Below are 26,526 nucleotides of genomic sequence, written 5' to 3' on the forward strand. Positions count from 1 at the left end.
GGCTTTTTGCGTTTATACAAGTTTTGTAATATTCATGGTAGCAGGGCAAATCAAAGGGCTTTATTTGGAATTATTATAGATAAAGGCTAAATTGCCCACTAATTCACGATATGAAACTGTCACAATTAACTCCAGGACAAAGCGGTACAATAGTAGAATTTACGGATCTTGAAATGTCTGTAAAACTGATAGAGATGGGCTGCCTTCCGGGAGAAGTTGTAGAAGTTGAACGCATTGCGCCACTTGGCGATCCTATTGCGATCCGCGTTGCAGGATATCAGCTATGTTTACGTAAAACTGAAGCTTCAGTTATTATAATCGAATAGAATCTTGACGTCCACTATTAAAATTGCCTTAGTTGGTAATCCTAATACGGGAAAATCAACGTTATTTAACATACTTACTGGTTTAAACCAGAAAATTGGAAACTTCCCAGGGATAACTGTAGATAAGAAACTTGGCTACTGTAAGCTTCCAGGTGGCCGTCAGGCCGAAATCATTGATCTTCCGGGAACGTACAGCCTTTATCCGAAGAGCCGCGATGAGCGTATTGCTTTTCAGGTGCTGGCCGATAGCACAAATCCAAGTTACCCGGACCTTGTTGTCGTAATTGCCGACGCCACGAACCTTCGTAGAAACCTCCTGCTGTATACGCAGGTCGCCGATCTGGGCCTGCCGGTGTTGCTTGCCTTGAACATGACCGACATGGCCAAAAAGGAGGGTATCGACATCAATGTTGATAAGCTTTCCGAGCGCCTTGGCGTTCAGGTGGTGCCAATCTCTGCCAGAAGCAATCAAGGTATTGACAAGCTGAAGGCTGCCATCGTGAACACCACCATGGCTACCCAGTTACCCGGTGCTGATATGGATCACCTTGCGCCGGGTGCATTGCAGCACACCCGTGAGTTACTGCAAACCGACCATACCTACCTTTGCCTGCAGGTCTTGCACCAGCACGAACACCTTGGCAGATACACGGAACTGGAGCATGAAGCACTGGAGGAAATCAAGCGCATAAACAACTTTGACGTAAGCAAACTGCAAGCTGCAGAAACCATCGCCCGGTACCGTTACCTGAGCAGTGTCTTGAGCGGCGTAGTGGTAGACACTGGCGCAAAGCGGAAGTTCGCTTTCAGCGATAAGATTGATGCCGTGCTAACGAACAGGTTCTGGGGCTTCATCATCTTTTTCCTGATCCTATTCTTCATTTTCAACGCGATATTTTCCTGGTCTACCTTCCCGATGGACCTCATTGAAGGGGGATTCGGCTGGCTGACCGAGTATGGTCATGAACACCTGCCGGAAGGTCTGCTTACAGACCTTTTCCTTGACGGCATTCTGGCTGGTCTGGGCGGTATCGTCATCTTTATCCCGCAGATTGCCATCCTATTTGCCTTTATCTCCATACTTGAGGATACCGGATATATGGCCAGGGTGACTTTCATGATGGATAAAATCATGCGGAAGTTCGGTCTTAGCGGTAAATCCGTGGTGCCTATGATTGGCAGTTTAGCCTGTGCGGTACCATCAATCATGAGCGCCAGGAACATCGAAAACTGGAAAGACAGGATTATTACCATCATGGTTTCGCCACTGGTGAGCTGTTCTGCACGTTTACCGGTATACACATTACTCATCTCCCTCATCATACCAGAGAAGATGCTTTTTGGCTTCATCAACCTGCAGGGTTTAACCCTGATGGGCATGTACCTGATCAGCATTATTGCGGCAATCCTTGTGGCCTGGGTAATGAAAATCATCATTAAAGCCAAAGAGAAATCATACTTCATCATGGAGCTGCCGGTTTACCGGATGCCAAGGTGGAAGAACGTGATCTTCACGATGTATGAGAAATCACGGACCTTCGTGTTCGAAGCGGGTAAGGTCATCATTGCGATATCTATTGTATTATGGGTGCTTGCTACCTACGGTCCGCCGGAACGGTTTGCGGCCATCGACCGTAAATACGAGCAGATCGAAGCGCAGAAGATCGAGACGGAGATTGCGACTTTAGAGCGAGATCGCTCTGCGGAAAAGCTGGAGAACTCCTATGCAGGCATTTTAGGCCACGTACTGGAACCCATGATTAAACCACTAGGCTTCGACTGGAAGATCGGCATTGCGCTGGTAACCTCCTTCGCTGCGCGTGAAGCCTTTGTTGGCACCATGGCCACCATTTACAGTGTAGAAGGTGGGGAAGAGGGCACAACCATCCGCAACAAGATGCTTGCTGCACGTAACCCAGATACCGGCTTACCGGTGTTCACCTTTGCTACAGGGTTTTCCCTGATGCTGTTCTACGCCTTCGCCATGCAGTGTATGAGTACGGTCGCCGTGGTTTTCCGTGAAACGAAAACCTGGAAATGGCCAATCATCCAGATCATCTACATGACTGCGCTGGCCTATGTCGCGAGCTTAATTGCATACCAGTTGCTGAAGTAACCAAACCTGCAGTAAAATCAAGAGAAAGGAAGAAGCATGGCAGATAAGGTTGAGGTATTAGCACGGTACATGCCGCCAACGGCCGCGCCGATTATTGCCAAGTGGATCGACTATTTCCAATGTGAGTTCAAAATCTCCAAGACACGCAGCACGAAACTTGGCGATTACCGCCATCCATTCAAAGAAGCAGGGCACAAGATTTCGGTGAACAATAACCTGAATGCTTACGCCTTTCTCGTTACCACTGTCCATGAGTTTGCGCACCTGGTGACCTGGAATGATCATAATAATAAGGTTAAACCTCACGGACTGGAGTGGAAACGCAACTTTCAAAAGATGATGAGTCCCTTTCTGGAAAGTAAACTCTTTCCTCAGGATATTCAAGTCGCTATTACAAACTACCTGCAAAACCCTGCGGCTTCCAGCTGTACAGACTTAAACCTCTCCAGAGCGCTGCGCGCGTATGATATGCCGCACAAGTATGTACGCCTGGAGGAAATTCCCCAAGACACGGTCTTCACCATCAAAGATGGCCGTAAATTTAAAAAAGGAATGCGCCTTAGAAAGCGCTTCAGATGTGTACAGTTAAGCAATGGACATGTCTACCTGTTCAACCCGCTGGCGGAAGTTGAACTACTGCCAGAAGGCACATAAACCGCCTGCATGTCCTCCACTTTCCAGTTGAAGTTGATCTTGCTGTTCTTGAAATGCAAAGGGTCACGCATTAAGCTATCCACAAAAGCATCCGCGGTTTGCAGTGCCACCTGTGCGGTATAGCCGTTAGGATTCACGCTCTTCAAAGTAATAAAGTTAGCGTCCGGAAAGCGGGTAATCTTGTCGAATACCAACTCAAAATCATTCCTGCGCTGCAGCGCATCCATTAGCCGGGTTACGGAAGCTTTGTAATCTTCCGAAGGGCCAGCTTTCTGGGGTTGAAAAGCAGCAGTGCTTAGCTCGGTCTCGCTATTCGCAACCTTACTTTCGCTTTTAAAAACCGTGTAGTTCCGCAGATAGGTCCTGCTTTCCTCGTACGACTTCTCATTGCCCTCAACATCTTGCGTACTTGCAGTAACCAGTATCAAACTATCGTTTCTGAAATAATAGCGCTTGCTGGATTCCGCCATGGCGGGCAAGGTCTGCTGATGTGCCACGAGCACCTGATCCCCATGATCATTGAAGTAGTGCTCTACAAAGAAATTCTCCTGTCCGCGGCTATAAACCAGGCTGGACAACTTCTTCAGGTTAGCTTTTGAATGTTCAATATCTTCTGCAAATGCAATTACAGCTTTCTCATCCAGCGCTGTCGCGGAGGATTGATTGATGATCCCGGCTTGTGGATGCTTGGGTTGCTGCTGGCAGCTGCAAAAAATTAAAAGCAGTCCAACTGCGCTGTAAAGATTTTTTTTGAAGCTCATATATAATTCAAAGTGTCTAATTAAAAAAGGGGTTCATAAAGGTGTAAGCATAGCATCGTGCTAACACATACTAATACAACACATGCTAAAACAACGCTTTCCCATGCTACTTGCAGGCATTACTCGCTACGCTTTCCCATGCTACCTGCTAAGCTCTACCCGCTACGCTTTACGCATTCTACTTACTACGTTTACCCGCTACGCCTTCCTATGCTACCCGTTACGCTTTACCCTTATTCTTCTCGTCCCAAAGCTTGGCGAACGACTTTGGCGCCACTTCCGGGTTCGAGCGGTTCTTGCCCCATATGTTACGGAACAAGTTTTTCAGGAAGAAGTTCTTAACTTTTCCACCAACCATGTCCATACGGCTACGCTTGGTCATGCCAGCCTTCCAAACCTTCCAACCCAAATCCTCCGTTTTGGTATTATCATGCTCTGCAGTAGCATCCCTGCGGTTCAGTAGCAACATCTTGTGGATATCGATCTTCACCGGGCACACTTCAGAACATTTCCCGCATAGGGTAGAAGCATAACTCAGGTGTTTAAATTCCTTCATGCCCTGCATATGCGGCGTAATCAACGACCCAATTGGTCCGCTGTACGTGGTATTATAAGTATGGCCACCCACATTTTTGTAAACCGGGCAGGCATTTAAACATGCACCACACCTGATGCAGTACAAGCCCTGGCGCTGGTCTTTCTGCGCAAGCAGGTTCGTGCGGCCATTATCCAGTAGAATCACATACATCTCCTCCGGGCCGTCAGTTTCATCCGCTTGCCTTGGCCCGCTGATCATGCTGTTGTACACCGTTAAACTTTGACCCGTACCATGACTCGCCAGTAATGGCCAGAAAAGGTCCAGATCTGACATAGAAGGAATGATCTTCTCAATGCCAGCTATAGCGATGTGGATCTTCGGAAAGGTCGTACAAAGCCTTGCATTGCCTTCATTCTCCGTCAGCGAGATACTACCCGTATCTGCCACCAGGAAGTTCGCACCCGAAATCCCTACATCTGCCTGCAGGTACTTCTCCCGTAGCAGTTCACGCGCTTTCTGCGTAAGCTGCGCCGGTGTAGCATCTATCGGCGTGCCGAATTTATCGTGAAACAGCTTCGCAATCTCCTCCTTGCTCAAGTGCATGGCAGGGGTAACAATGTGATATGGCGGCTGACCAAGTAACTGCACGATATACTCGCCCAGATCACTTTCCAATGATTCTATGCCGTTATTTTCCAGGAAGTCGTTCAGGTGCAGCTCCTCCGTTGTCATCGACTTGGATTTGATAACCGTCTTGCCGCCTGCTTTATTAATGATGTTCAGGATCTCTTTTTGCGCCTCTTCAGCGTCATTCGCCCAGATCACTTTTCCGCCACGCTTCTGAAAGTTGCTTTCAAATTCCGGCAGAAACTTATCTAAGTTTTCCATCACACGCCATTTAATAACGTGTGCTTTCTTCTTTGACTGCTCCAGGTTTTCAAATTTCGACAACCCGCGTTCCACGGCAACATTGTACTTCCCAATATTATGATTGATCGTTTTCCTATGGTCTAAGTCGAAAACTTTCTCGTCCGACTTCTCCAGAAACGCTTCAGCACTTTTCGTCATGTTCAAATATAAATATATATAAAGAGATTCAGCATTAATTAACCAGCACAGCTGCTAACAAAAAAACCTGCCTTATGGGGGCAGGTTTTAATAACGTTTATCAAGCAATTATCTTGCAGGTGTAGTATCTGTTTTATCTACAACAGGTCTTGTTGCTCTATTTGCAAGTTCCCAAGCGGTATAGTAAGCAAGTTGTGCACGTTTCGCCAATAATGGGAAGTTAATTTTACCAATCTCATCACTTGGCTTGTGGTAATCCTCATGTACACCATTGAAATAGAAAATGATTGGAATACCATGCTTAGCAAAGTTATAGTGGTCAGAACGGTAGTAGATACGCTCTGTATCATTCGGATCATCAAATTTGTAATCCAGGTGAAGCTTAGTATATGTTTTATTTGTAGCCTCACTGATCTGACGAAGTTCAGTACTTAACTTATCCGAGCCAATTACATAAATGTAGTTTGTGGAATCCGCTTTTGTCTGATATTCTGTACCCGTACGGCCAATCATATCGATGTTTAAGTTCGCAATGGTATTCTTCAATGGGAAGATCGGGTTTTCCGAGTACCAGTCAGAACCTAGAAGTCCTTTTTCTTCACCTACAACAGCTAAGAATAGAATACTTCTTTTTGGACCTTTGCCTGCTTTCTTCGCTTTCGCAAAAGCTTCAGCCATCATGATCACGCCTGTTGTTCCAGAACCATCATCATCAGCACCGTTGAAAACCTTATCCGTACCTGAAGTGGTCATACCTTCATGGTCATAGTGTGCAGAAACCACAAGAACTTCAGACTTCAATTTAGGATCAGAACCTTCAAGGTAACCAAGCACGTTTTCTGCACGCACTTTATTTTCCTGTTTCATTGCACTTGCAGAAACATCAACTTTCACCATTTTAGACGCTGGTTTTCCAGCAGCAGTGATTTGTTGTTGCAACGCTTCTACTGTTGAACCCGACGCTTTTAGAATCTGGTTTGCAGTAGCTGTATTTACGCTAACCACGTTTGGTGATTTCTGGTTTTGCATACGCTCCACATTGGCAGCTTTAAGCAATACCACCTGGTCACTACCCGCCAGTCTGGCTTTCATTTCCGGCGTAATGTTGTCCAAAGTAGGGTCTACCACAATAATACCTGCAGCACCATTGTCCATTAGGTAGCTAATTTTTGCCTGACGCTCAGCCATTGCTTTGCGCATTGCGGTACGATCCGTTGCAGCAGGTGCAGCACCTTTCTGTGTCGGGTCGCCAGCGGCGAAGATCATCACCACTTTACCACTAACTTGCTGTCCTGCGTAATCGTTATAATCACCTTTGTTCAAGCCATAACCTGCAAAAAGAACTTCAGAGGCGTTAAAAGTGAAACCTTTCAAAGTCACGTTATTCGGTTGAATCACAAAGTCTTTCAACGATTCCATCGGCGTACCGTTGATGGTTAGTACGGTTTGCGACAAGCTGTATGTTGCCATGCCAACAGGTTGGAAGTAGCTTCCATTTACCGGCGCGGTTAAGCCTAGATTTTTGAATTGTGTGCGGATATAATCAGCGGCCATCCAGGCACCTTTTTTACCGGTTTCGCGGCCTTCATATTCGTCTGATGCCAATACAGATAAATGCTTGTAGGCATTATCTTTTGAGATGCTCTGGCTAAACTGGATTGCGGTTTTGTTTTGAGCACATGCTCCAAAACCAAGCAATAAAGCCATGCTGGTGTAAACAATTTGTTTTTTCATTTATTTGTTTTGATATTTCTTTTAACGTGTAATCCCTGATGCAAACACAAAGCGCTATTCCAATAATTTAACAGGCCATCTTATTTACCCGGTCGCCATGTCTGCCGCCTTCAAAAGCAGTATTCAGAAAGGTTTTCACCATCTCCTTTGCCAGCTCCTGAGAAACAAATCGTGCCGGAACACAGATTACGTTTGCATTATTGTGTTGTCTGGCAAGTGCCGCAATTTCCGTTGTCCAGCAAATCGCTGCACGGATCTGCTGATGTTTGTTCGCTGTAATGGCTACGCCGTTTGCACTGCCGCAAACCAGCACGCCCAAATCTGAAGCTTTGCTTTCTACAGCTTCCGCCACAGGGTGTGCAAAATCAGGATAGTCTACAGAGGACGCGGAATAGGTACCGTGATCATTAACCTCGTAGCCCAGTTCAGCAAGCATTTCCCGAAGCATTTCCTTGTATTCAAATCCGGCGTGATCCGCGCCTATGGCAATCTTAATTGTAGAAGACATCCTCAAATCTAATTAGAATATAACAGTTGGGTCGTAAAATATTTGTTAGGTATTTGGGGTTGTGGTGCCAAAGATTTCTTTATTCTTCTTTTTCTCGATCGCTGCGGAAATGTAGATACTCAGCTCATACAGCAGGAACAATGGCGCTGCCACAATTAGCATGGTGTATGGATCTGCAGTAGGGGTTACCACCGCTGCCACAATCAGGATCAATACCGTTGCATATCTTCTGCTTGCACGCATAAACGCTGGTGTCATCACGCCCAGCTTAGAAAGGATGTAGATGATTACAGGTAATTGGAAAATCACCCCTGCACCCAAAGTCAATGTCATTACAGACGATAGATACGAATCAATGGTAAAGGTGTTTTCGATATCCGGACTCACCGTAAAGTTGGTCAGGAAGTTAATGGAAAGCGGGCAGATGATGTAATAACCGAACAATATACCTATGAAAAATAAGGTAGATGCAAAGATTACAAAGCCGCTTGCCGATTTACGCTCATGTTCATGCAGCGCTGGTTTAACAAAAAGCCAGATCTCAAACAGCAGGTAGGGGATACCGAGAATGATACCGACCATCACACAGGAGTTCAGCTGTAAAGTGAACTGACCCGCCATTTCGGTGTTGATGATCTTCGCGTCTATTTTGGTAATACAGAACTCCGGCCCAATGGAAGGGAATTTCTGCACAAGTTGACACATCATGCGATAGGTCCAGAAATCAGCGTTCTTGGGGCCCATGATGATCTCGTTAAAGATGAAGTCTGTAAAATAGAACGCACCAATTGTCAGGACCAAAACCACTGCTACTACGCGTAACAGGTGTTTTCTAAGTACATCAATATGGTCAAAGAAAGACATTTCAGCCTCCAGCGTCTTGCCTTTCTCCTTTATAGAATCTATTAGTTTTTGCGTCTTATTCTCACTCATGTAGCTTACTTGAAAAACAAAAATACCATTCTAATCGAGATTTAGAATGGTATTTACGTTTAATTATAGTCAATAGTTTATCTATTCAGAAAATTCAAAAGTTTCCATGAACTTGGTGGTAAAGTTACCAGCTCTGAAGTTCGGATCTTTCATCAGTTTCAAGTGGAATGGTATCGTTGTTTTTACACCTTCAATCACAAATTCACTTAATGCACGCTCCATGGTGCTGATGGCTTCTTCCCTGGTTTGTGCAACACAGATCAGTTTGGCGATCATCGAATCGTAGTTCGGTGGAATCTGGTAACCAGCATAAACGTGTGTATCTACACGAACACCGTGCCCACCCGGAGAGTGGAAGTTGGTGATTTTACCTGGTGACGGTCTGAAGTTGTTGAAAGGATCTTCCGCATTGATACGGCATTCAATCGCATGCATATCCGGGTGGTAATTTTTACCACTAATCGGTACACCAGCAGCGACCTTAATCTGTTCTTTGATCAAATCGTAGTTGATTACTTCTTCTGTCACCGGATGCTCCACCTGAATCCTGGTGTTCATCTCCATGAAGTAGAAGTTACGGTGCTTGTCAACCAAAAACTCGATGGTACCTGCGCCTTCATATGCAACAGCTACAGCACCTTTAATGGCAGCATCACCCATTCTTTCACGCAGTTCAGGCGTCATGAAAGGAGATGGTGCCTCTTCAACCAACTTCTGGTGTCTACGTTGAATAGAACAATCTCTTTCTGATAAGTGACATGCTTTACCATACTGATCACCGATAATCTGGATCTCAATGTGGCGTGGATCTTCAATATATTTCTCCAGATAAAGACCATCATTGCCAAAGGCTGCACCAGACTCTTGTCTTGCGCTATCCCAGGCATTTTCAAATTCTTCATCTTTCCATACCACGCGCATTCCACGGCCACCACCACCGGCAGTTGCTTTCAGAATTACGGGGTAGCCCATTTCATTTGCAATGGCAATACCTTCTTTAACACTTTCCAATAGTCCTTCAGAACCTGGAATGGTTGGTACACCCGCTTTTTTCATGGTCTCTTTGGCCGAAGCTTTATCGCCCATGGAGTTGATCTGCTCAGGCGTTGCACCGATAAATTTGATCCCGTAATCACGGCAAACAGAAGAGAATTTCGCGTTTTCTGACAAGAAGCCGTAACCTGGATGAATCGCATCCGCATTGGTTAACTCAGCCGCAGAAATAATATTAGGAATACTTAGGTAAGAATCTTTACTCGGAGGTGGACCGATGCATACCGCTTCATCAGCGAACCTGACATGTAAGCTTTCTCTGTCCGCAGTTGAATATACAGCAACGGTTTTAATGCCCATTTCTTTACAGGTACGGATAATGCGCAAAGCGATTTCGCCCCTGTTGGCAATTAGTATTTTTTTAAACATAGAATGGTTAAGATGATAAGATTGCTGTTAAGCAAAATTACATGGGTTCAACTAAAAATAACGGTTGGTCATATTCTACTGGTGAAGCATTCTCTACCAATACTTTAACAATTCTACCAGACACTTCACTTTCAATCTCATTGAATAACTTCATTGCTTCAATAATGCAAATCACTTTTCCGCTGCTCACCTCGTCACCAACATTTACAAATGATGGTTTATCAGGGCTTGAAGAACGGTAGAATGTACCGATCATCGGAGATTTAATGGTGATGTATTTTGAAGATTCTGCTGCTTCTTTAGTTTCAACTGGGGTGCTTACCGCTTGTGGGGAAGCTGCTGGTGCTGCAGGCAATACCGCTGCTGCAGGTGCTGCTGCCGGAACAGTGGTTGTAATTACCGTCGGCGCCTGATTGGTTTTGATGGTGATTTTGAAGTTTTCCTGCTCAATAGCAACTTCGTTTACGCCAGAACGAGAAACAAATTTAATGAGTTCCTGAATTTGTTTGATATCCATTTTCTAGATGTTATTTTTTTGAAAAAATTATGTCTTAGAATAAACTAAGTTAAGATTAATTATTGTTATTAAATTAATATGCCCACTTTAAGTAAACGGAGCCCCAGGTAAACCCGCCGCCAAAAGCCGCAAGAATAAGGGTATCTCCTTTATGAAGTTGGCTTTCCCATTCCCATAAGCATAAAGGTATGGTCCCGTTTGTGGTATTCCCATAACGGTCTATGTTTACCATTACCTTTTCACTGCCTACACCCATACGGGAAGAGGTTGCATCAATAATTCTTTTATTTGCCTGGTGTGGTACCAGCCAGGTTACATCATCCGAAGTCAGGCCATTTCTGTCCATGATCTCTGCGGCCACGTTCGCCATATTGGTCACGGCAAACTTAAACACCGTCTGACCTTCCTGGTACACCACGTGTTCGTTTGCATCTACCGTTTCATGCGATGCTGGTCTTGCCGAGCCACCTGCTTTTTGATGCAGGTAAGGCATACCATTACCGTCGCTTTTCAAAATGGAGTCCATTACACCGTTGCCTTCTTCATTTGGCTCCAGCAACACGGCACCACAACCATCACCGAAGATGATGCAGGTGGTACGGTCCTGATAGTTCACGATAGAAGACATTTTATCTCCACCAACAACCAGCACTTTTTTATGTTTGCCGGCTTCAATAAATTGTGCACCTGTAGAAAGGCCGTAGATAAATCCGGAGCAAGCGGCATTCAGGTCGTAACCCCATGCGTTCTTTGCGCCGATCTTTGCGCCCAATATGTTTGCAGAAGCAGGGAAGGGCAGGTCTGGTGTGGTGGTGCAGAAGATGATCAGATCAAGTTCTTCCGCAGTAATTCCTCTTTTTTCCAGTAAACCATTAACGGCATGCACCGCCATGTCTGAAACACCTAAGCCTTCACCTTTTAATATCCTTCGCTCTTTAATACCCGTTCTAGATACAATCCATTCGTCTGTGGTTTCAACGATGGATTCAAGTTCCTTGTTTGTTAAAACATAATCAGGAACATAACCATGTACTGCGGTAATGGCAGCGTGAATTTTATTCATTTTAATGTGTTTATTTGAACGCGGCCTGTATTTTTTCTACCAAGCCGGTAGCAATCATGTCTCTTGATTGCATGATCATGTTTTTTACAGCAAGAGGGCTGGAAATTCCATGGCCGATGATTACAGGGGCATTCACACCCAATACCGGGCTGCCTCCGTAATTTTCATAATTAAAACGGTCAAAAAACTCGTCCTTTATGCCTTTTTTTAAGGTTACGATATAGAAGGATTCCGCAAGCTTTAACAACACATTCCCTGTAAATCCATCGCAGACAATAACATCCGCTTTATCATTAAAAAGATCGCGTCCTTCAACGTTTCCAACAAATTGGAACAGGCAGGTATCTTTCATTAGGGGGAAAGTTGCCAGGCTAAGCATGTTTCCTTTTTCATCTTCCTCACCAATGTTCATCAAGGCAACTTTGGGATTGTTAATCTGCATCACATGTTCTGCATATAAACTTCCTAAAGCACCAAACTGAAGCAATGTGTCTGGTTTACAATCGGCATTAGCACCTACGTCGAGCATTACACCCACGCCGCCGCTAAGCTTTGGAACATGTGTACATAAACAAGGGCGAATGATGCCAGGAACCGTTTTTACACTAAAAACAGCACCAACGAGCATAGCGCCAGAGTTACCTGCACTTGCAAATGAATCGAGTTTACCTTCTTTTAATAGATTATAGCCAACGGCTATACTGGAGTTAGGCTTTTGAAAGATAGCCTTGGTGGGATGTTCGCCCATACCTATAACTTCGTCGGTATGAACGTATTCGAATTTATCCGGATCAAAGCCGGCTTCAACGATTAGAGGCTTGAACTGCGCTGTGTCACCAATCAGAACAAGTTGTTCATCCGGGGACAGTAATTCATGGGCAGCTATTGCTCCCAAAACATTCGCTTTGGGAGCATAGTCTCCACCCATTATATCGAGACCTATTTTCATAGTAAAAATCAGTATGTGTTATGCAGCATTATTGCGCCAATTAAAAGGGTCTAAGTTAAACTTAAAGCCTGTTAAAACACAAACTATTTTTTAAGAAAATTACCCTATAGAGGTGTTTTCAATAACCAATTTACCGTTGTAGTACAAGTTACCATCAACGTTGTATGCATGGTGAGGTACATGTATCGCACCAGTAGTTTGACAAGTAGCTAAAGAAGGCGCTACTGCTTTATAGTGGGTTCTTCTTTTGTCTCTTCTACTCTTAGAGATCTTGCGTTTTGGATGTGCCATTGCTTTTTATTTAATTATTATTTTAATTTTTTTAAGGCTTCCCACCGTGGGTCGTCAACTGTTTTCTCTTCTTCTGCTTGATTACTTATCGATAGCCTGTTTAACCGTTCAATCATTTCCTGGTCGCACTGAATACCGGTGCCGTTCTCTTCGCAAATCTTTATATATGGAACCGAAACTGTGATGAATTCATATATCATTGTTGAAACATCAATTTCGCTTTCACTTCTGTTTAGCATGATGATCTCCAGATCATCACTCTGTAAATCGTCCTCCGCAAACTTTACAATCTGGCGCTCTTTAACGTCAATCGGCGCATCAAATTCCGATAAACATTTGTCACAATCCAATCCAATCGTTCCAAAAATATGAAACTGAAGAATCAGCATCGTCTCCTGTTTATCCAATTCAAGCTCAACCTTTAAGTTCCCTTTTTTTACTAAAGAGTACTCAAACGCGTCAAAAAAGCTGTTATCAATCTCAAAATCAAATTGATGTTTGCCAATTTTTAAGCCTGTGAAGGGGATTGAAAATTGTTTTAGCGGTTTCAATTTTACTTAAATTTTAGCCCGCAAATGTATGAATAATTTTGTTAGATAAAAACTAATGTTTGTTATTTAACTATGTAATGCCTCAATTTTTAAGATCCTAATTGCCATCATCTTTAATGTCGGCAGCTGTTTCAATCAGTCTGCCACCCGGACGCAATCTGTTGTTGAACAAATCCTGCTGCTCCCTTCTGCTTTTCACAATGTGAATCGCAGCAAACAAAGCCTCCGTAAATGAAGATGGATCTGCCACATTTTTTCCTGCAATATCGTAGCCGGTGCCATGATCCGGAGAGGTGCGTACAAACTTCAGTCCTGCGGTAAAGTTTACACCACTGCCAAAAGCAATCGTCTTAAAAGGAATCAAGCCCTGATCATGGTACATGCCCAGTACCGCATCAAACTGCTTGTACGTGCCGTTACCGAAAAATCCATCGGCGGCATATGGACCGAAACAGATCACTCCTTTGTCAAAGGCTGCCTGTATTGCAGGTGCAATAATCTCTTGGTCTTCCTTGCCCAATAAACCGTTGTCACCTGCATGTGGGTTTAAGCCCAAAACAGCAATCTTCGGTTTCTCAATCCAGAAATCCTTTTTTAGGCTCTCATTCATCAGTGTCAGCTTGCGGATGATTTTCTCCGCAGTGATCTGTGTCGATACGCTGCTTACCGGAATGTGTCCGGTTACCACACCAACACGCAGATTTTCACTTACCAGAAACATCAACACATCCGAACTGCCGCTCTTTTGCTGCAGGTATTCAGTATGGCCAGGAAAGTTGAAGGTTTCCGACTGGATGTTGTGTTTATTAATAGGTGCCGTAACCAATGCGTCGATAGCGCCGCTGGTCAGATCTTCTGTAGCTTTTTCAAGGGATAATAAAGCATATTTACCACCAGTAGGGGTAGACTGGCCAAGTTCAATCTTAACATCTTCTTCCCAGCAGTTGATCAGGTTCACGCGCTTCGGATTTGCCGATGCCGCATCTGCGATCACGTTGAAGGAAAGCTCACCTAAGCGCAGTGCCTTGCGGTGAAAAGAAGTCACCTTGGTATGTCCATATACAATAGGAGTGCAGTAATTTAAAATTGCAGGCTCTATAAGTGTCTTCAAAATCACTTCCAACCCAATACCATTTACGTCACCTATGCTGATTCCTATTTTTACTTTTTCACTCATTGTAATGCTTTAGAATTTAGCGCAAATTACAGAATTTGGGTTAATCTTACGATGATACTGGCAAAACTTTAGTTATTTTGCGGTTTAATCAGGAGATATGAGTTTGGTAAAGGCAAAGAAACATTTAGGGCAACATTTTTTAACCGATAAAAAGATTGCCGCTAAAATTGTCGATGGCCTCATTCATACCGATCAATACAATAAGGTACTTGAAGTAGGGCCGGGTATGGGTATCCTCTCGGATATTCTGCTGGAGCAGGAAAACCTGGAAACCTACCTGATTGATATCGATAGAGAGTCGTACCAGTTCCTGCAGGAGAAATATCCGCAACTGGGCAGCCGCCTGATTCTTGGTGATTTCCTGGCGCTGGACTTGCGTACCATCTTCCCTGAAAAGTTTGCCATCATTGGTAATTTCCCTTACAACATCTCTTCACAGATCCTTTTCAAAGTGCTGGAGCACCGCGACAATGTGGTCGAGATGGTGGGTATGTTTCAAAAGGAAGTGGCTGAACGTTGTGCCGCTAAAAGCGGTACCAAGGTGTACGGCATCCTGAGCGTTTTAATACAAGCTTATTATAATATAGAATACCTGTTCACGGTAAAGCCGGGTACCTTTAACCCGCCGCCAAAAGTGAACTCGGGTGTCATCCGCCTGAGCCGTAACAACGTTGCGGAACTGCCATGTGACGAAAAACTCTTCTGGAGAGTGGTCAAAGGTGGTTTCAATCAGCGCCGCAAAACTTTACGCAATGCCCTTTCCGGCACAATAGCAAAAGATAAGATGGACGACCATGCCTTCTTCGACAAGCGGGCAGAACAACTCAGCGTTGAAGACTTTATCACCCTCACTCAACACCTAACCCACCTAAATCAGTAGTAATGAAAGGAAAAATTCTAATTGTCGACGATCTGCATCCGGTGTTCAAAGAACGTGCTACTGCTCAGGGTTTCCAAGTAGATGATTTTCCAAACATTACCCGCCAGGAAACGCTAGACATAATTGCGAACTACACGGGCATCGCGGTACGCACGAAATTCAGAATTGATGAGGAGTTGTTTAAAGCGGCACCAAACCTGAAGTTTGTCGCGCGCGCAGGTGCAGGCTTAGACAACATCGACGAAGCCTATGCTGCAGCGCACAATATCCACCTGATGAATGCACCGGAAGGTAATTGTGATGCTGTTGGGGAGCATGCCATCGGTATGCTACTGAGCCTTGCGAACAACTTCCGACAAGCGGATATGCAAATTCGCCAGGGCACATGGGACCGTGAAGGCAATCGCGGCTGGGAGTTGAAAGGGAAAACCGTGGGTATTATTGGTTACGGTTTTATGGGCAGCAGCTTCGCACGTAAGCTTTCTGGCTTCGGTGTAAAGGTTATCGCCTATGATAAGTACAAAACAGGTTTCTCAGACGCCTATGCAACCGAGGTGAGCATGGAAGAGATTGTGAAACATAGCGATGTTTTAAGTTTACACATTCCATTAACTGCAGAAACGCGGCAGATGGTTGATGATGAATACTTTTTTCACTTCAAAAAGCCAATTTTCTTCATCAGCACGGCAAGGGGTGAAGTGACCAGCACACAGGCGGTGCTTAATGCCATAGCAAGCGGAAAGATAATGGGGGCAGCACTAGATGTGCTGGAGGTGGAGAAATTCCCTAAACTCGCTGAACAAGCCTGGTACCCAGCACTTGTAAACTCGGGGAAGGTGTTGTTGACGCCGCATATTGCTGGCTGGACTTTCGATTCTTACCGTAAAATATCGGAAGTGCTGGCGGATAAACTCCAGGCACTTCCGATCGCATAAACTTATTTCTTCCAGGTATTATCAGCTGGCGTGGCATCCATAAATAAGCCACCTTCAATGCTGATCGACTTCAGGTTTGCGGCACCATTCACCGTAAAGCTGGTTGCTTTCGTATTGTTTTTCCAGATGGCAGGCGTTTTATGCACCACGGTTTGTTTACCATCCTCAAAGCGTAGCACCACATCAAAGGGCACCGCAAAGCCACCGACATTCTTCAGGTCAATATTGTAGTTGTTGCCTTTTACAGAAACCTTTTCTATAGCCAGGTCAATATAATTATTGCTAAAGAACCAGTTGTTCCAGTACCAGTTCAGATCCTGATTTAAGGCATCATTGAAGCTGTTGAAGAAATCCCATGGTAGTGGGTGCTTGCCATTCCAGCGTACCATATACTCGTGTAAAGCTTTCATAAACTGCGCCTCACCAAGCATGTCCCGCAGCCCCAGGTAGGCTAGCGATGGTTTTACATAGGCATTGTTGCCGTATCCGGAGCCAGATACCTGCGTACCCAGGCTGATCACCGGCTGATCCTCCTCCGCAGATGGATCCAGAATCCATCGCTTCACCCGGAAATCCTTGTATAGCGTGTCTGCTGCTGCTTTACCAAACTGATGCGTGTTGATGAAGTATTCCATTGTGGTTACCCAGCCTTCATCCATAAAAGGATAGTTGGTCTCATTGGTGCCCATATAAAATGGGAAGTAAGTATGAGCCACCTCATGGTTCAGCACAAACTGCGAGAACTGCAGGTCCGGTGTGGAGCTATCATTTATCATCATTGGAAACTCCATATCCGCATACCCCTGAAAGGCAGTCATTTTTGAGTAGGGGTAAGGTACTGCCGGCATCTGGTTGGAAAAGAAATCCAGTGCCTGTTGCGTCCATTTTGCGGCGTGTGGAAAGTCTTTTGTTTTGCTGTCATAAGCGGCCTGTGTACTTGCCCTTCTGCCGGTTTTTTTATCGACCACCACACTTCCGGCATCCCAGACATAGTGGTTGCTCAGACCGAAGGTTACATCGGTAATGTTGTTCACGGAAAATTTCCAGCTGTTCCATTCCTGCTGCTTAGTCACCACGCCTTTTTTCATTTCCGATGCAGAAGCGATGTTTATGATTTCATCCGATTGATAGGAACGGTTCAGCTTTGCCGCAAATGCCGGCTGCAGCACTTCATTGGGGTTCAGCAGGTCACCTGTAGCCCAAACCACATAGTTCTTTGGTACTTTGATCGTGAATTTATAATCGTTGAAGTCGTTGTAGAATTCATTTCGGCCAAGATGCGGCAACCAGTCCCAGCCATCCGTATCGTCATAAACTGAGATCCTTGGGTAGGCATAGGCGACAAAGAAGGTCGTGCTGTCAATCTGCCCTTCGCGACCGCTTTCCTTGGATAGCGGATAGCTCCAGCCAATGGCGAAGTTCGCCGAGTGTCCGGGAAGGATGGGTTTTTTCAAAGGTACACTGGCGACTGTCCCCCAGTTTTTGCTGTCGACCTTTATGGCTTCGCCATCTACCGCAAAGGCGTTGATCACCAATCCAGATGTCAGGAAATCTTTGCTGGCGTAACTCGCCCTTGGCGCTTCTGTTTTATGGACGTTATTTACAAAGCGGATCATCACCCGTTTCAGGGTGTCTTTACTGTTGTTTGTGTACAATATGGTTTCCTGCCCATCAACCATGCGCGTTTGGGGCGTAACCTTGATGTTCATGTCGTACTTACCATGGTTTTGCCAGTATGCTTTTGAGGGTTTACCATCTGGCGATCTGGTACCAGCCTGATAGGCTTGCTTAATATTTCTAGGCATGTAAAGCTCCTGTGCCTTCAGTTCTGTAAGCCCCAGTAAACACAAGGCTATTAGAGAGATGCTTTTAAGTTGCATTGAAAATGTCTTGATTGTTGGTGAATTTAAGGTAGCTAACTTACATAAAATTATAAAATATCAGACCTTGGATACGGAGGGACAAGCGTTGGGTCAAACGCAGACCAGACGCACACGAAACGCACAGGAAGCGCACACCAGACCCACAAAACTGTGCGTTTGATGTGCGTATGCTGTGTTTCTAATATGGGGTTAATGTGTGTTTGTAGCTCAAGCAGTTTATGTATGTTTGCTGTTTAATATGTTATAATGAAATCTATATTGACGCTCCTTTTCTTCAGCATGATGCTGATGCTGAATACTGACGCTGTGCAGGCGCAAGCCAGAAGTGGGCTTGGGATTAACGCCGGCCTGAATACTTCCGAATACGGCATAGGCTATGGTGGCATGTTTTTCGGAGAAATTAAAGTCGCCAAAGCGGTGTCTGTTGTGCCGGCCCTGGGGTATGTAGTTCCCTCCGGACTTAATTTATCTTTAAACGGTCGATACTTTTTCGATGAAAGTCTATACGTAAATGCAGGGCCCCTTTGGAACCTAGTTAGCTTGGAACATGGCGATTTTGGCTTGGGGGGATCAGCGGGTGTTGGTCTGTCGCAAAAGGTCTCCAGAATCAGTGTGGTGGATTTCAACTTTCAAGTAGATTTAGCGCACTTCAACAATGCGCTAAGGCCGGTGGTTGGGGTTCGCATCGCCTTTCAGGGGATATTTTAGAACCTGGTTACCTGGATTTTTACTTTCCCTGTGTGTCTGCAGTTCACTAAAAAGATTTGCATTTGTAAATACAGGCTGTTATCTTCGTTTTCATTGAAGCAAGACTATGTAGGCGAAGAGCCGATGTAGTCTTGTTTCTTTTTTATAGGAATCATAAAATAAATTGAGCTATGACAGAGGTTACTTATTATACCCAAGATGGTTTAGATAAACTAAAGCAGGAAGTACAGTATTTGAAGACGAAGGGGAGGCAGATGATATCTAAGCAAATAGCTGAAGCAAGAGATAAAGGGGACCTTTCGGAGAACGCCGAATACGATGCAGCCAAAGAAGCACAAGGTTTGCATGAAGCCAAAATTGCGAAGCTGGAGAATACGCTTTCCAATGCACGTTTAATTGACGAGTCTAAACTAGACACATCGAAAGTGCTGGCTTTGTCAATTGTTAAAATTAAGAATGTTAAAAACGGCGCAACCATGACTTACCAGTTGGTGGCGGAAACAGAAGCAGACTTAAAAACCGGAAAGATCTCGGTGAAGTCGCCCATTGCACAAGGACTTTTGGGTAAATCTGTTGGCGATAAAGCAGAGATCCAGGTTCCTGCAGGTAAAATGGAATTTGAAATATTAGAAATCAGCAGGTAAACAGAAAAATATGTCTACAATCTTTTCAAAAATAATAGACGGTGAAATTCCCGCACACGTGGTTGCAGAAACGACCGAGTTCCTGGCTTTCCTGGACATTAACCCTTTAACGATGGGTCATGTGCTGGTGATTCCCAAAAAGGAAATTGACTACATTTTTGATATGGATGAGGAGAGCTATTTCGGCTTAACCTTGTTCGCCAAGATTGTAGCTGCTGGTATTAAGCAAGCTTTTCCTTGTATTAAAGTGGGTATGGCGGTGATCGGATTGGAAGTGCCACATGCACACATCCACCTGATCCCGATGAATTACGTGGACGACATGAACTTCAGCAAGCCTAAGCTGAATCCTTCTCAGGAAGCTTTAGAAGAAGCCGCGCAGAAGATTAAAGCAGCGCTGACGTTGTAAAAAAAGGATAGCTATTTTAGGAAGAGCCTGGTCATGTGTTTGATCAGGCTTTTTTTTAACCATTTAGCTAGAAAAATCGCTTATAGCTCCTCAAAAAACTTATCCAAATCTTCCTTCGTTCTAACAACAATGTGTTTTCCTTCCTTAATTTCTCTTTGAGATTCTTTTATTCGCTCAATCATCTCGGAAGTAAAGTATAAGTCGTCCGACGACACTGCGCCAGGCCTAGGGGGCTGTTTGCTGCCTGGCTTATTGTTAATGTTTTGATCTTTGTTAGTCATGTTAAACCACTCTTTTGAAATTCGCTGAACGACTAACAGGTTGCCTTAACAATTTCTCCCTGTGTACGGTCCCTATACATAAATATAACATTCTGAATTCGTTTGTTTTTCAGCCTGTTTGCACTACATTTAAATTATACGACCGATAGGTTCCTCATGAGTTTAATTCGCAAAGCTTTTCTTTTGCTCGCATTGGTGCTGATCTTCAACACTGCAAGGTCACAAACCAGTGTAAAGCCCACTACTGCTAACGATTTGTTGGGGACTTGGATAGGTATTCTTAAGCAAACAAATGAAAATGCCGGTAATAAGGAGCCCACAACTATAGTTTGGCGTATTCACCGTATCAATGCCAAACGTAAACAGGTTGAGCTTACAGATATGGGACAGCGTTTCCATGACGGTGCTGAAATTGAAAAACCTCTGAGAGAAATGTATAAAGGCACTTACATCGACAGTGTTTTTGTAATTGCGTTTCACAAGAATGAAAATAAGCGAACGTTTACCCTAAAGCTCAGAAGAAACGGTGCGGACGGCAAGTTGTTGCTTGTTGGCAACGCAAGGGCTGATGATAAGCGCCACAAGCAAGAAACGAGCTTCCATTTAGTAAAAATCAATGATGACATCTCTGCGTATGTAAAGCCAGAGAAGGGACGTATAGAAGTCACGACCGCTCCACCACCAAAAACTGGACATTGAATGCGAAAGCACAGGATTTAAGCATCAGCAAATGAATCCTGCATGGCTCAGGAAGCACATGACAAAATTCTAAACCAGACTTTACTTCAGCTTCGGATTATTATGGTGCCGGTCGGCATCACGGATGCTTTTCTTCTGCATGTTCTGCGCCAACGCTTCCGTAAGATCGATCCCCGTCTGATTGGCCAGGCAGATCAGCACAAACAACACATCCGCCATTTCACCACCAAGATCAACGGCTTCGTCGCTCTTTTTAAAAGATTGTTCGCCGTATTTTCTCGACATGATCCGGGCAACTTCACCCACTTCTTCCATCAATATTGCCGTATTGGTCAGTTCGTTAAAATAACGTACACCTGTCTTGTTGATCCATTGATCAACCGCTTCCTGCGCTTCTTTGATGGTCATCTTATTCTTTGTTTTTGGTGTCTATCGTGATGGTTACCGGACCGTCATTCAGCAATCTGATCTTCATGTCTGCACCGAAAATGCCGGTTTGGACGTCTTTGTTGATCAAGGAAGACAGTTTGCTGATCATGCTTTCATACATCGGAATGGCCTTATCTGGCCTCGCCGCACGTGTAAAGCCTGGTCGGTTGCCTTTCTTTGTCGCAGCAAAGAGCGTAAACTGACTGATCAATAAGATATTTCCATCTACATCGGTCAGTGATTTGTTCATCAGGCCATTTTCATCGCTGAAGATCCGCATACCGGCAATCTTCTGTGCCAGCCAATCCAGGTCTTCCTGCGTATCCGCATCTTCAATGCCCAGCAAAACCAGGAAGCCTTCCGCTATTGCGCCCGTAACCACACCTTCTACGGTGCAGCTCGCCTCGGTTACCCTTTGTATTACGGCCCTCATGTTAAGCTCTGGTTTCGTTTCCGTGATAGATGCTCAGGTAGCTCTCATACCTGCTCAGCTCGATTTCGCCTTCTTCTACCGCCTTGATTACGGCGCAACCTGGTTCGTTCACATGGCGGCAGTTGTGGAATTTGCACTGGTTCAGCAGGGCACGCATCTCCACGAAGTAGTGGCCCAGTTCTTCCGGCCGGATATCGAAAATACCAAGCTCCCGGATGCCGGGCGTGTCAATCAAGTAGCCGCCAAATGGCAGTTCATGCATTTCCGCGAAAGTCGTGGTGTGCTGTCCTTTATCACTTGCTTCCGACACTTCTCCGGTTTTAATATCCAGATCAGGCATCAAAGCATTGATCAGGCTTGATTTACCCACACCGGAGTGCCCTGAAAACAGGGTGGTTTTATCTTTCAGCAGATCTTCAATAATGTGAATATTGGTGCCTTCAAGTGCAGAAACGGTGTAACACGGATAGCCGATGTTCTCGTAAATGGCTTTATAATCTTCCAGGATCTCTAGTCCTGCGTCGTTGAATAAGTCGAGTTTGTTGAAAATCAGCACCGCTGGGATACCGTATGCTTCGGCAGTTGCCAGAAAGCGGTCGATAAAGCCCATGGAGGTGCGCGGTGAGGCAAGCGTAACCACCAGAAAAGCCTGATCCATATTGGCCGCGATGATCTGTGCCTGCTTGGAAAGGTTGATGGATTTACGGATGATGTAGTTTTTACGCTCATGAAGCTTGTCAATGACGCCATTGCCTGAATTGGGCTCCAGCTCGAAGTCCACCTGATCACCCACGGCAAGTGGATTGGTGGTTTGAATACCTTTAATCCTGAATTTGCCCTTGATCCTGCAATCGTAAATTTCACCGTCTTCGGCATGTACCTGGTACCAGCTTCCAGTTGATTTAATAACTAATCCTTGCATATATAAAGTAAAGGTAAGAAAAGCCTGCCTTTCTGTTGAGATTTAAACGCTGGTGTATGCTTTCAGTTTATAATTATTTGAAAATCATTTGCTAATGTGAGGAATATAACTTTACTTTATGTCAACGCACTTAGTGTGAAAAATACAATGAGCAATTTCAGAACCATTACAAGCATTATTATTACAACCACCGGGCCTAACCGGAGGGTGGTAATCTAATGTGTTCATTAAACTGATAAACAACATAGAAAGCGCCTTCCTCTAAACCGGGAAGGCGCTTTTTTTTAACCTGAAACAAACATGAAGATTTTAAAATTTGGAGGTACTTCGGTCGGTTCCATAGCAAGCATCAAGGCCTTGATGAGCATTCTTGAAAGCGAACTGCCGCAAGGAAATCCCATTGTGGTGCTCTCTGCATTTAGTGGTGTGACCAACCAGCTGATTGACATCGCAGAGAAAGCCAGGCAAGAGCAGGATTATTCCGCGGAGCTGAAGAGCATTGAGAACCGGCATTTCGACGTGGTCCGTGCATTGCTGCCCGCTGCGGCCCAGAACCCGGTGTTCAGCAAGCTGACCATCTATTTTAACCAGCTGGAGGATATTCTACAATCCGTTTCCGTGCTGAAAGAGCTGAGCCCGCAAACCCGCGATCTGATTCTCAGCTTCGGCGAGCGTTGCTCCACTTTCACCATCTCACATCTGGCACGCCAGCATTTTAAAGATGTACTGGCGGTTGATGGCTCGGAGTACATCAAGACAGATGCGGCGTTTGGGAACGCCAGGGTGAACACGGCCTTATCAGACCTGCTGATTCAGAATTTCTACAACCTTCATCAGGCGTCTTTATTGTTTGTTACAGGCTTCATCGCCAGTACAGATGATGGCCGTATTACAACGCTCGGCAGGGGTGGAAGCGACTATACCGCTGCCATCTGGGGCTCGGCACTTGCTGCAAGCGAGATTCAGATCTGGACCGACGTTGATGGGATGCTTACCGCCGATCCGCGGATCGTGGAAAAGGCTTTCCCGCTAAAGGAGCTCAGCTACACCGAAGCCATGGAACTTTCGTATTTTGGTGCCAAGGTGGTTTATCCGCCGACCATGACCCCGGCATTCCTGAAGAAGATACCTATCGTCATTAAGAATACCTTCAACCCTGCTTTTGAGGGTACTTATATCCGGCCGGATACCCAGCCTTCAGATCTTCCGATCAAAGGGATATCATCAATAAACGACGTGACCATCCTCAATCTTTCTGGTAGTGGCATGGTCGGTAAATCCGGCTTCAGCGGCAGGTTGTTTTCGCTGCTTTCGCGCGAGCAGATCAACGTTATTCTGATTACGCAATCTTCATCTGAGCACAGCATTACTTTTGCGGTGAAACCTGACGATGCGGTGAATGCATTGCAGATGATTAATAAGGAGTTTGAACTGGAACTGCAGACGAACAAACTGGAGTATCCGAGCCTGGAAAGTAACCTTTCCGTAATCGCCATTGTTGGTGAAAACATGCGCCACACGCCGGGCATGAGTGCCAGGTTGTTTAATGCGCTTGGCCGTAACGGGGTGAATGTGCGCGCGATTGCGCAGGGCTCTTCCGAGTACAACATCTCTGTGATTCTTTCCAAAGAGGACCTGTCCAAAGCGGTGAATGCGGTACATGATGCCTTCTTCTCGCAGCTTAAAAAAACACTGCATGTGTTCTGTCTGGGCACAGGTAATATTGGGAAAACGCTATTCAGCCAGCTGCACAGTCAGATGCCTTACCTCGCGCAACATAACGACCTGGAGGTGAAAGTAATGGGCATCAGCAACAGCAGAAAGATGCACCTGAGCATGGAGGGGATCGACTTGTCCAGCTGGGAAGAGACACTTGAAACCTACTCCGAGAAAGCGGATCTGCAGCATTTCGTCAAGCGCATGCGCGCCATGAACCTGCCGAACTGCGTGTTTGTAGACAACACTGCCAGTGCGGAGCCCGTGCAGTTTTATGAGCAGGTGCTGAAATCGAGCATCTCGGTGGTGACTTGCAATAAGATCGGTAACTCCGGGGATTACAGCCAGTACCAGGCTTTTAAGAAGGCGGCCCGCACGGCCGGCGTGGATTTCTACTATGAGACGAATGTGGGGGCAGGGTTGCCGATCATCAGAACACTGCGCGACCTGATGTTAAGTGGCGACAAGATCAGCCGAATAGAGGCCATCCTTTCGGGGACGATCTCTTACATTTTTAACAACTTCAGGGGCGACCGAAAGTTCCATGATGTGGTGCGTGAAGCGCAGGAAAAAGGGTATACAGAACCCGATCCACGTGATGATCTGAATGGGAAAGATTTCATGCGTAAGATGCTGATCCTGGCGCGGGACGCCGGGCACCCGATGGAATCCTCGGATGTGAGTATTGAAAATATGCTGCCGGCGGCATGCATGGCGGCAACTACAGTTGCGGAATTCTACACTTCCCTTGAGGCTAACGCAAGTTACTTTGAAAATTTGAAGTCGCAGGCAGAAGCAGCAGGCAAGGTGCTGCGCTATATTGGAAAGCTGGAGCACGGTAAAGTAGAAATTACCCTGCAGAGCGTAGATGAAAGTCACCCTTTTTACATGATGTCGGGCAGTGATAACATCATTTCTTTCACCACAAACCGCTATTCGCAGCGACCGATGGTGGTTAAAGGACCTGGTGCTGGCGCAGAAGTTACTGCTGCTGGTGTATTTGCGGACATCATAAACATTGGTAAACGATGAGCGCTTCTGTAAAAGTCTTTGCACCCGCGACGGTCGCCAATGTGGTCTGCGGGTTTGACGTCCTTGGTTTTGCAATCAACGCGCCGGGGGATGAAGTGATCATGCGCAGGACTTCCAGCCCTGGTATTCGCATCACAAAAATTACAGGTGATGAGGGTAAGCTGCCCCTGGATCCAAAGAAAAATACCGTGAGTTCGAGTGTACAGCATTACCTTAATCATATCGGGCAGCCTGAGCTCGGACTTGAAATTGAGCTGCACAAAAAGATGCCCATCGGCAGTGGCCTGGGCTCCAGCTCGGCAAGTACCGTGGCTGGGTTATTCGCCATCAACACGCTGATGGATGGCTTGCTGAGCAACCATGACCTCATTCCCTTTGCGATGAAGGGGGAGGAGCTGGCCTGCGGTTACGGGCATGCCGACAATGTGGCGCCGGCACTGCTTGGAGGCTTTGTGCTGATCCGCAGTTACGAACCGCTGGACATTCTGCGGTTGCCATTCCCGGAAGCACTTTATGCTGCGGTGGTGTACCCCGAGGTGGACGTGCCTACCAAAGACGCGCGTGCCATGATCCGCAGTAAAGTACTGCTGAAAGATGCCGTTACGCAGATGGGTAACGTCGCAGGTTTGGTTGCAGGGTTGTTCATGAAAGACTACGACCTGATCGGCAGGAGCATGCAGGATGTGCTTATTGAACCCATCCGTTCGATTCTGATCCCCGACTTCTACGTGATGCGCGATTTGGCAATGGCAAACGGCGCCATAAGCTTCGGGATTTCTGGCTCCGGACCTTCCGTGTTCGCACTCTGCAAATCGCAAGAAACCGCCGCGCAGGTTACGGCGCTACTGCAAACCCGGTTAAAAACCAGCGGCATCAAGAGCCTGGCCTTCGTGTCTCAGGTGAACAGCGAAGGACCAAAAGTCATCTCCTAAACCAACCTAACCTTA

General features: G+C 45.6%; 27 protein-coding genes. 11 read left to right on the forward strand and 16 right to left on the reverse strand.

Annotated elements, in window-relative coordinates; translation table 11 throughout:
- Positions 1-110: 110 nt before the first annotated feature.
- Genes IEW69_RS11015 through IEW69_RS11025 form a run of 3 tightly spaced genes read left to right on the forward strand, consistent with a single transcriptional unit; the run spans position 111 to position 3,096 of the window.
- Complete coding sequence (locus tag IEW69_RS11015; protein ID WP_188626915.1) at positions 111-326, forward strand: FeoA family protein; 216 nt, start codon at positions 111-113, stop codon at positions 324-326.
- Between the two features lie 4 nt (positions 327-330).
- A complete protein-coding gene (gene feoB / locus IEW69_RS11020; protein ID WP_188626916.1) occupies positions 331-2,442 on the forward strand; it encodes a ferrous iron transport protein B in 2,112 nt (703 codons plus the stop codon).
- A gap of 36 nt (positions 2,443-2,478) precedes the next feature.
- Positions 2,479-3,096, forward strand: a complete 618-nt coding sequence (locus IEW69_RS11025) for a SprT-like domain-containing protein (protein ID WP_188626917.1) — start codon at positions 2,479-2,481, stop codon at positions 3,094-3,096.
- Here the strand turns inward: IEW69_RS11025 and IEW69_RS11030 are convergent.
- The 12 genes from IEW69_RS11030 to pdxA all read right to left on the reverse strand — a co-directional run bounded on the left by IEW69_RS11030 (position 3,045) and on the right by pdxA (position 14,608).
- Positions 3,045-3,857, reverse strand: a complete 813-nt coding sequence (locus IEW69_RS11030) for a hypothetical protein (protein ID WP_188626918.1) — start codon at positions 3,855-3,857, stop codon at positions 3,045-3,047. The two genes, IEW69_RS11025 and IEW69_RS11030, sit on opposite strands and share 52 nt — an antisense overlap.
- A gap of 220 nt (positions 3,858-4,077) precedes the next feature.
- On the reverse strand, positions 4,078-5,463 hold the full coding sequence (locus IEW69_RS11035; protein WP_188626919.1) for a LutB/LldF family L-lactate oxidation iron-sulfur protein: 1,386 nt from the start codon (positions 5,461-5,463) through the stop codon (positions 4,078-4,080).
- Positions 5,464-5,571: 108 nt separating this feature from the next.
- Positions 5,572-7,197, reverse strand: a complete 1,626-nt coding sequence (locus IEW69_RS11040) for a M28 family peptidase (protein WP_188626920.1) — start codon at positions 7,195-7,197, stop codon at positions 5,572-5,574.
- 67 nt (positions 7,198-7,264) lie between these two features.
- The gene (gene rpiB, locus IEW69_RS11045) at positions 7,265-7,705 is read right to left on the reverse strand and encodes a ribose 5-phosphate isomerase B (protein ID WP_188626921.1); all 441 of its coding nucleotides are present in this window, start codon (positions 7,703-7,705) and stop codon (positions 7,265-7,267) included.
- 45 nt (positions 7,706-7,750) lie between these two features.
- On the reverse strand, positions 7,751-8,638 hold the full coding sequence (gene tatC, locus IEW69_RS11050) for a twin-arginine translocase subunit TatC (protein WP_188626922.1): 888 nt from the start codon (positions 8,636-8,638) through the stop codon (positions 7,751-7,753).
- Positions 8,639-8,719: 81 nt separating this feature from the next.
- Positions 8,720-10,060 carry an acetyl-CoA carboxylase biotin carboxylase subunit gene (accC, locus tag IEW69_RS11055; RefSeq protein ID WP_188626923.1) on the reverse strand — a complete coding sequence of 447 codons (1,341 nt, stop codon included), beginning with the start codon at positions 10,058-10,060 and terminating at the stop codon, positions 8,720-8,722.
- Positions 10,061-10,097: 37 nt separating this feature from the next.
- Complete coding sequence (gene accB, locus IEW69_RS11060; RefSeq protein WP_188626924.1) at positions 10,098-10,577, reverse strand: acetyl-CoA carboxylase biotin carboxyl carrier protein; 480 nt, start codon at positions 10,575-10,577, stop codon at positions 10,098-10,100.
- Positions 10,578-10,650: 73 nt separating this feature from the next.
- Positions 10,651-11,640 carry a beta-ketoacyl-ACP synthase III gene (locus tag IEW69_RS11065; protein ID WP_188626925.1) on the reverse strand — a complete coding sequence of 330 codons (990 nt, stop codon included), beginning with the start codon at positions 11,638-11,640 and terminating at the stop codon, positions 10,651-10,653.
- 10 nt (positions 11,641-11,650) lie between these two features.
- Complete coding sequence (gene plsX, locus IEW69_RS11070) at positions 11,651-12,589, reverse strand: phosphate acyltransferase PlsX (RefSeq protein WP_188626926.1); 939 nt, start codon at positions 12,587-12,589, stop codon at positions 11,651-11,653.
- 99 nt (positions 12,590-12,688) lie between these two features.
- Positions 12,689-12,880 (reverse strand): 50S ribosomal protein L32, encoded by a 192-nt coding sequence (gene rpmF, locus IEW69_RS11075; protein WP_073238280.1) that lies wholly within the window; start codon positions 12,878-12,880, stop codon positions 12,689-12,691.
- A gap of 17 nt (positions 12,881-12,897) precedes the next feature.
- Positions 12,898-13,431, reverse strand: coding sequence for a YceD family protein (locus IEW69_RS11080; RefSeq protein WP_188626927.1), 534 nt, complete (start codon positions 13,429-13,431; stop codon positions 12,898-12,900).
- 97 nt (positions 13,432-13,528) lie between these two features.
- Complete coding sequence (gene pdxA, locus IEW69_RS11085; RefSeq protein ID WP_188626928.1) at positions 13,529-14,608, reverse strand: 4-hydroxythreonine-4-phosphate dehydrogenase PdxA; 1,080 nt, start codon at positions 14,606-14,608, stop codon at positions 13,529-13,531.
- Positions 14,609-14,705: 97 nt separating this feature from the next.
- On the opposite strand from pdxA, the gene rsmA reads away from it, so the two are divergent.
- Entirely contained in the window at positions 14,706-15,488 is a 783-nt protein-coding gene (gene rsmA, locus IEW69_RS11090) for a 16S rRNA (adenine(1518)-N(6)/adenine(1519)-N(6))-dimethyltransferase RsmA (protein WP_188626929.1), read from the forward strand.
- 2 nt (positions 15,489-15,490) lie between these two features.
- Positions 15,491-16,423, forward strand: a complete 933-nt coding sequence (locus IEW69_RS11095; protein WP_188626930.1) for a 2-hydroxyacid dehydrogenase — start codon at positions 15,491-15,493, stop codon at positions 16,421-16,423.
- A 2-nt stretch (positions 16,424-16,425) separates the two neighbouring features.
- On the opposite strand, the gene IEW69_RS11100 is transcribed toward IEW69_RS11095, so the two are convergent.
- Positions 16,426-18,303, reverse strand: a complete 1,878-nt coding sequence (locus tag IEW69_RS11100; RefSeq protein WP_188626931.1) for a M1 family metallopeptidase — start codon at positions 18,301-18,303, stop codon at positions 16,426-16,428.
- A gap of 249 nt (positions 18,304-18,552) precedes the next feature.
- Here IEW69_RS11100 and IEW69_RS11105 point away from each other — a divergent pair, with 249 nt between their 5' ends.
- The 4 genes from IEW69_RS11105 (at position 18,553) to IEW69_RS11120 (ending at position 21,047) form a co-directional block, all read left to right on the forward strand.
- On the forward strand, positions 18,553-19,014 hold the full coding sequence (locus tag IEW69_RS11105; RefSeq protein WP_188626932.1) for a hypothetical protein: 462 nt from the start codon (positions 18,553-18,555) through the stop codon (positions 19,012-19,014).
- 170 nt (positions 19,015-19,184) lie between these two features.
- Positions 19,185-19,658: a transcription elongation factor GreA gene (gene greA, locus IEW69_RS11110; protein ID WP_188626933.1), complete on the forward strand. Its 474-nt coding sequence runs from the start codon at positions 19,185-19,187 to the stop codon at positions 19,656-19,658.
- Between the two features lie 10 nt (positions 19,659-19,668).
- Complete coding sequence (locus IEW69_RS11115; protein WP_188626934.1) at positions 19,669-20,067, forward strand: HIT family protein; 399 nt, start codon at positions 19,669-19,671, stop codon at positions 20,065-20,067.
- Positions 20,068-20,504: 437 nt separating this feature from the next.
- Positions 20,505-21,047 carry a hypothetical protein gene (locus IEW69_RS11120; protein WP_188626935.1) on the forward strand — a complete coding sequence of 181 codons (543 nt, stop codon included), beginning with the start codon at positions 20,505-20,507 and terminating at the stop codon, positions 21,045-21,047.
- Between the two features lie 81 nt (positions 21,048-21,128).
- On the opposite strand, the gene IEW69_RS11125 is transcribed toward IEW69_RS11120, so the two are convergent.
- Genes IEW69_RS11125 through rsgA form a run of 3 tightly spaced genes read right to left on the reverse strand, consistent with a single transcriptional unit; the run spans position 21,129 to position 22,831 of the window.
- Positions 21,129-21,455, reverse strand: coding sequence for a nucleotide pyrophosphohydrolase (locus IEW69_RS11125; protein WP_188626936.1), 327 nt, complete (start codon positions 21,453-21,455; stop codon positions 21,129-21,131).
- A 1-nt stretch (position 21,456) separates the two neighbouring features.
- A complete protein-coding gene (gene dtd / locus IEW69_RS11130) occupies positions 21,457-21,909 on the reverse strand; it encodes a D-aminoacyl-tRNA deacylase (RefSeq protein ID WP_188626937.1) in 453 nt (150 codons plus the stop codon).
- A 1-nt stretch (position 21,910) separates the two neighbouring features.
- Positions 21,911-22,831: a ribosome small subunit-dependent GTPase A gene (rsgA, locus tag IEW69_RS11135; RefSeq protein WP_188626938.1), complete on the reverse strand. Its 921-nt coding sequence runs from the start codon at positions 22,829-22,831 to the stop codon at positions 21,911-21,913.
- Between the two features lie 300 nt (positions 22,832-23,131).
- Here rsgA and thrA point away from each other — a divergent pair, with 300 nt between their 5' ends.
- Positions 23,132-25,579, forward strand: a complete 2,448-nt coding sequence (gene thrA / locus IEW69_RS11140) for a bifunctional aspartate kinase/homoserine dehydrogenase I (RefSeq protein ID WP_188626939.1) — start codon at positions 23,132-23,134, stop codon at positions 25,577-25,579.
- Positions 25,576-26,511 (forward strand): homoserine kinase, encoded by a 936-nt coding sequence (locus IEW69_RS11145; RefSeq protein ID WP_188626940.1) that lies wholly within the window; start codon positions 25,576-25,578, stop codon positions 26,509-26,511. The genes thrA and IEW69_RS11145 overlap by 4 nt, the downstream gene beginning before the upstream one ends.
- The last annotated feature ends 15 nt before the right edge of the window (positions 26,512-26,526 follow it).

This window comes from Pedobacter quisquiliarum (assembly GCF_014642175.1).
Lineage (GTDB): Bacteria > Bacteroidota > Bacteroidia > Sphingobacteriales > Sphingobacteriaceae > Pedobacter > Pedobacter quisquiliarum.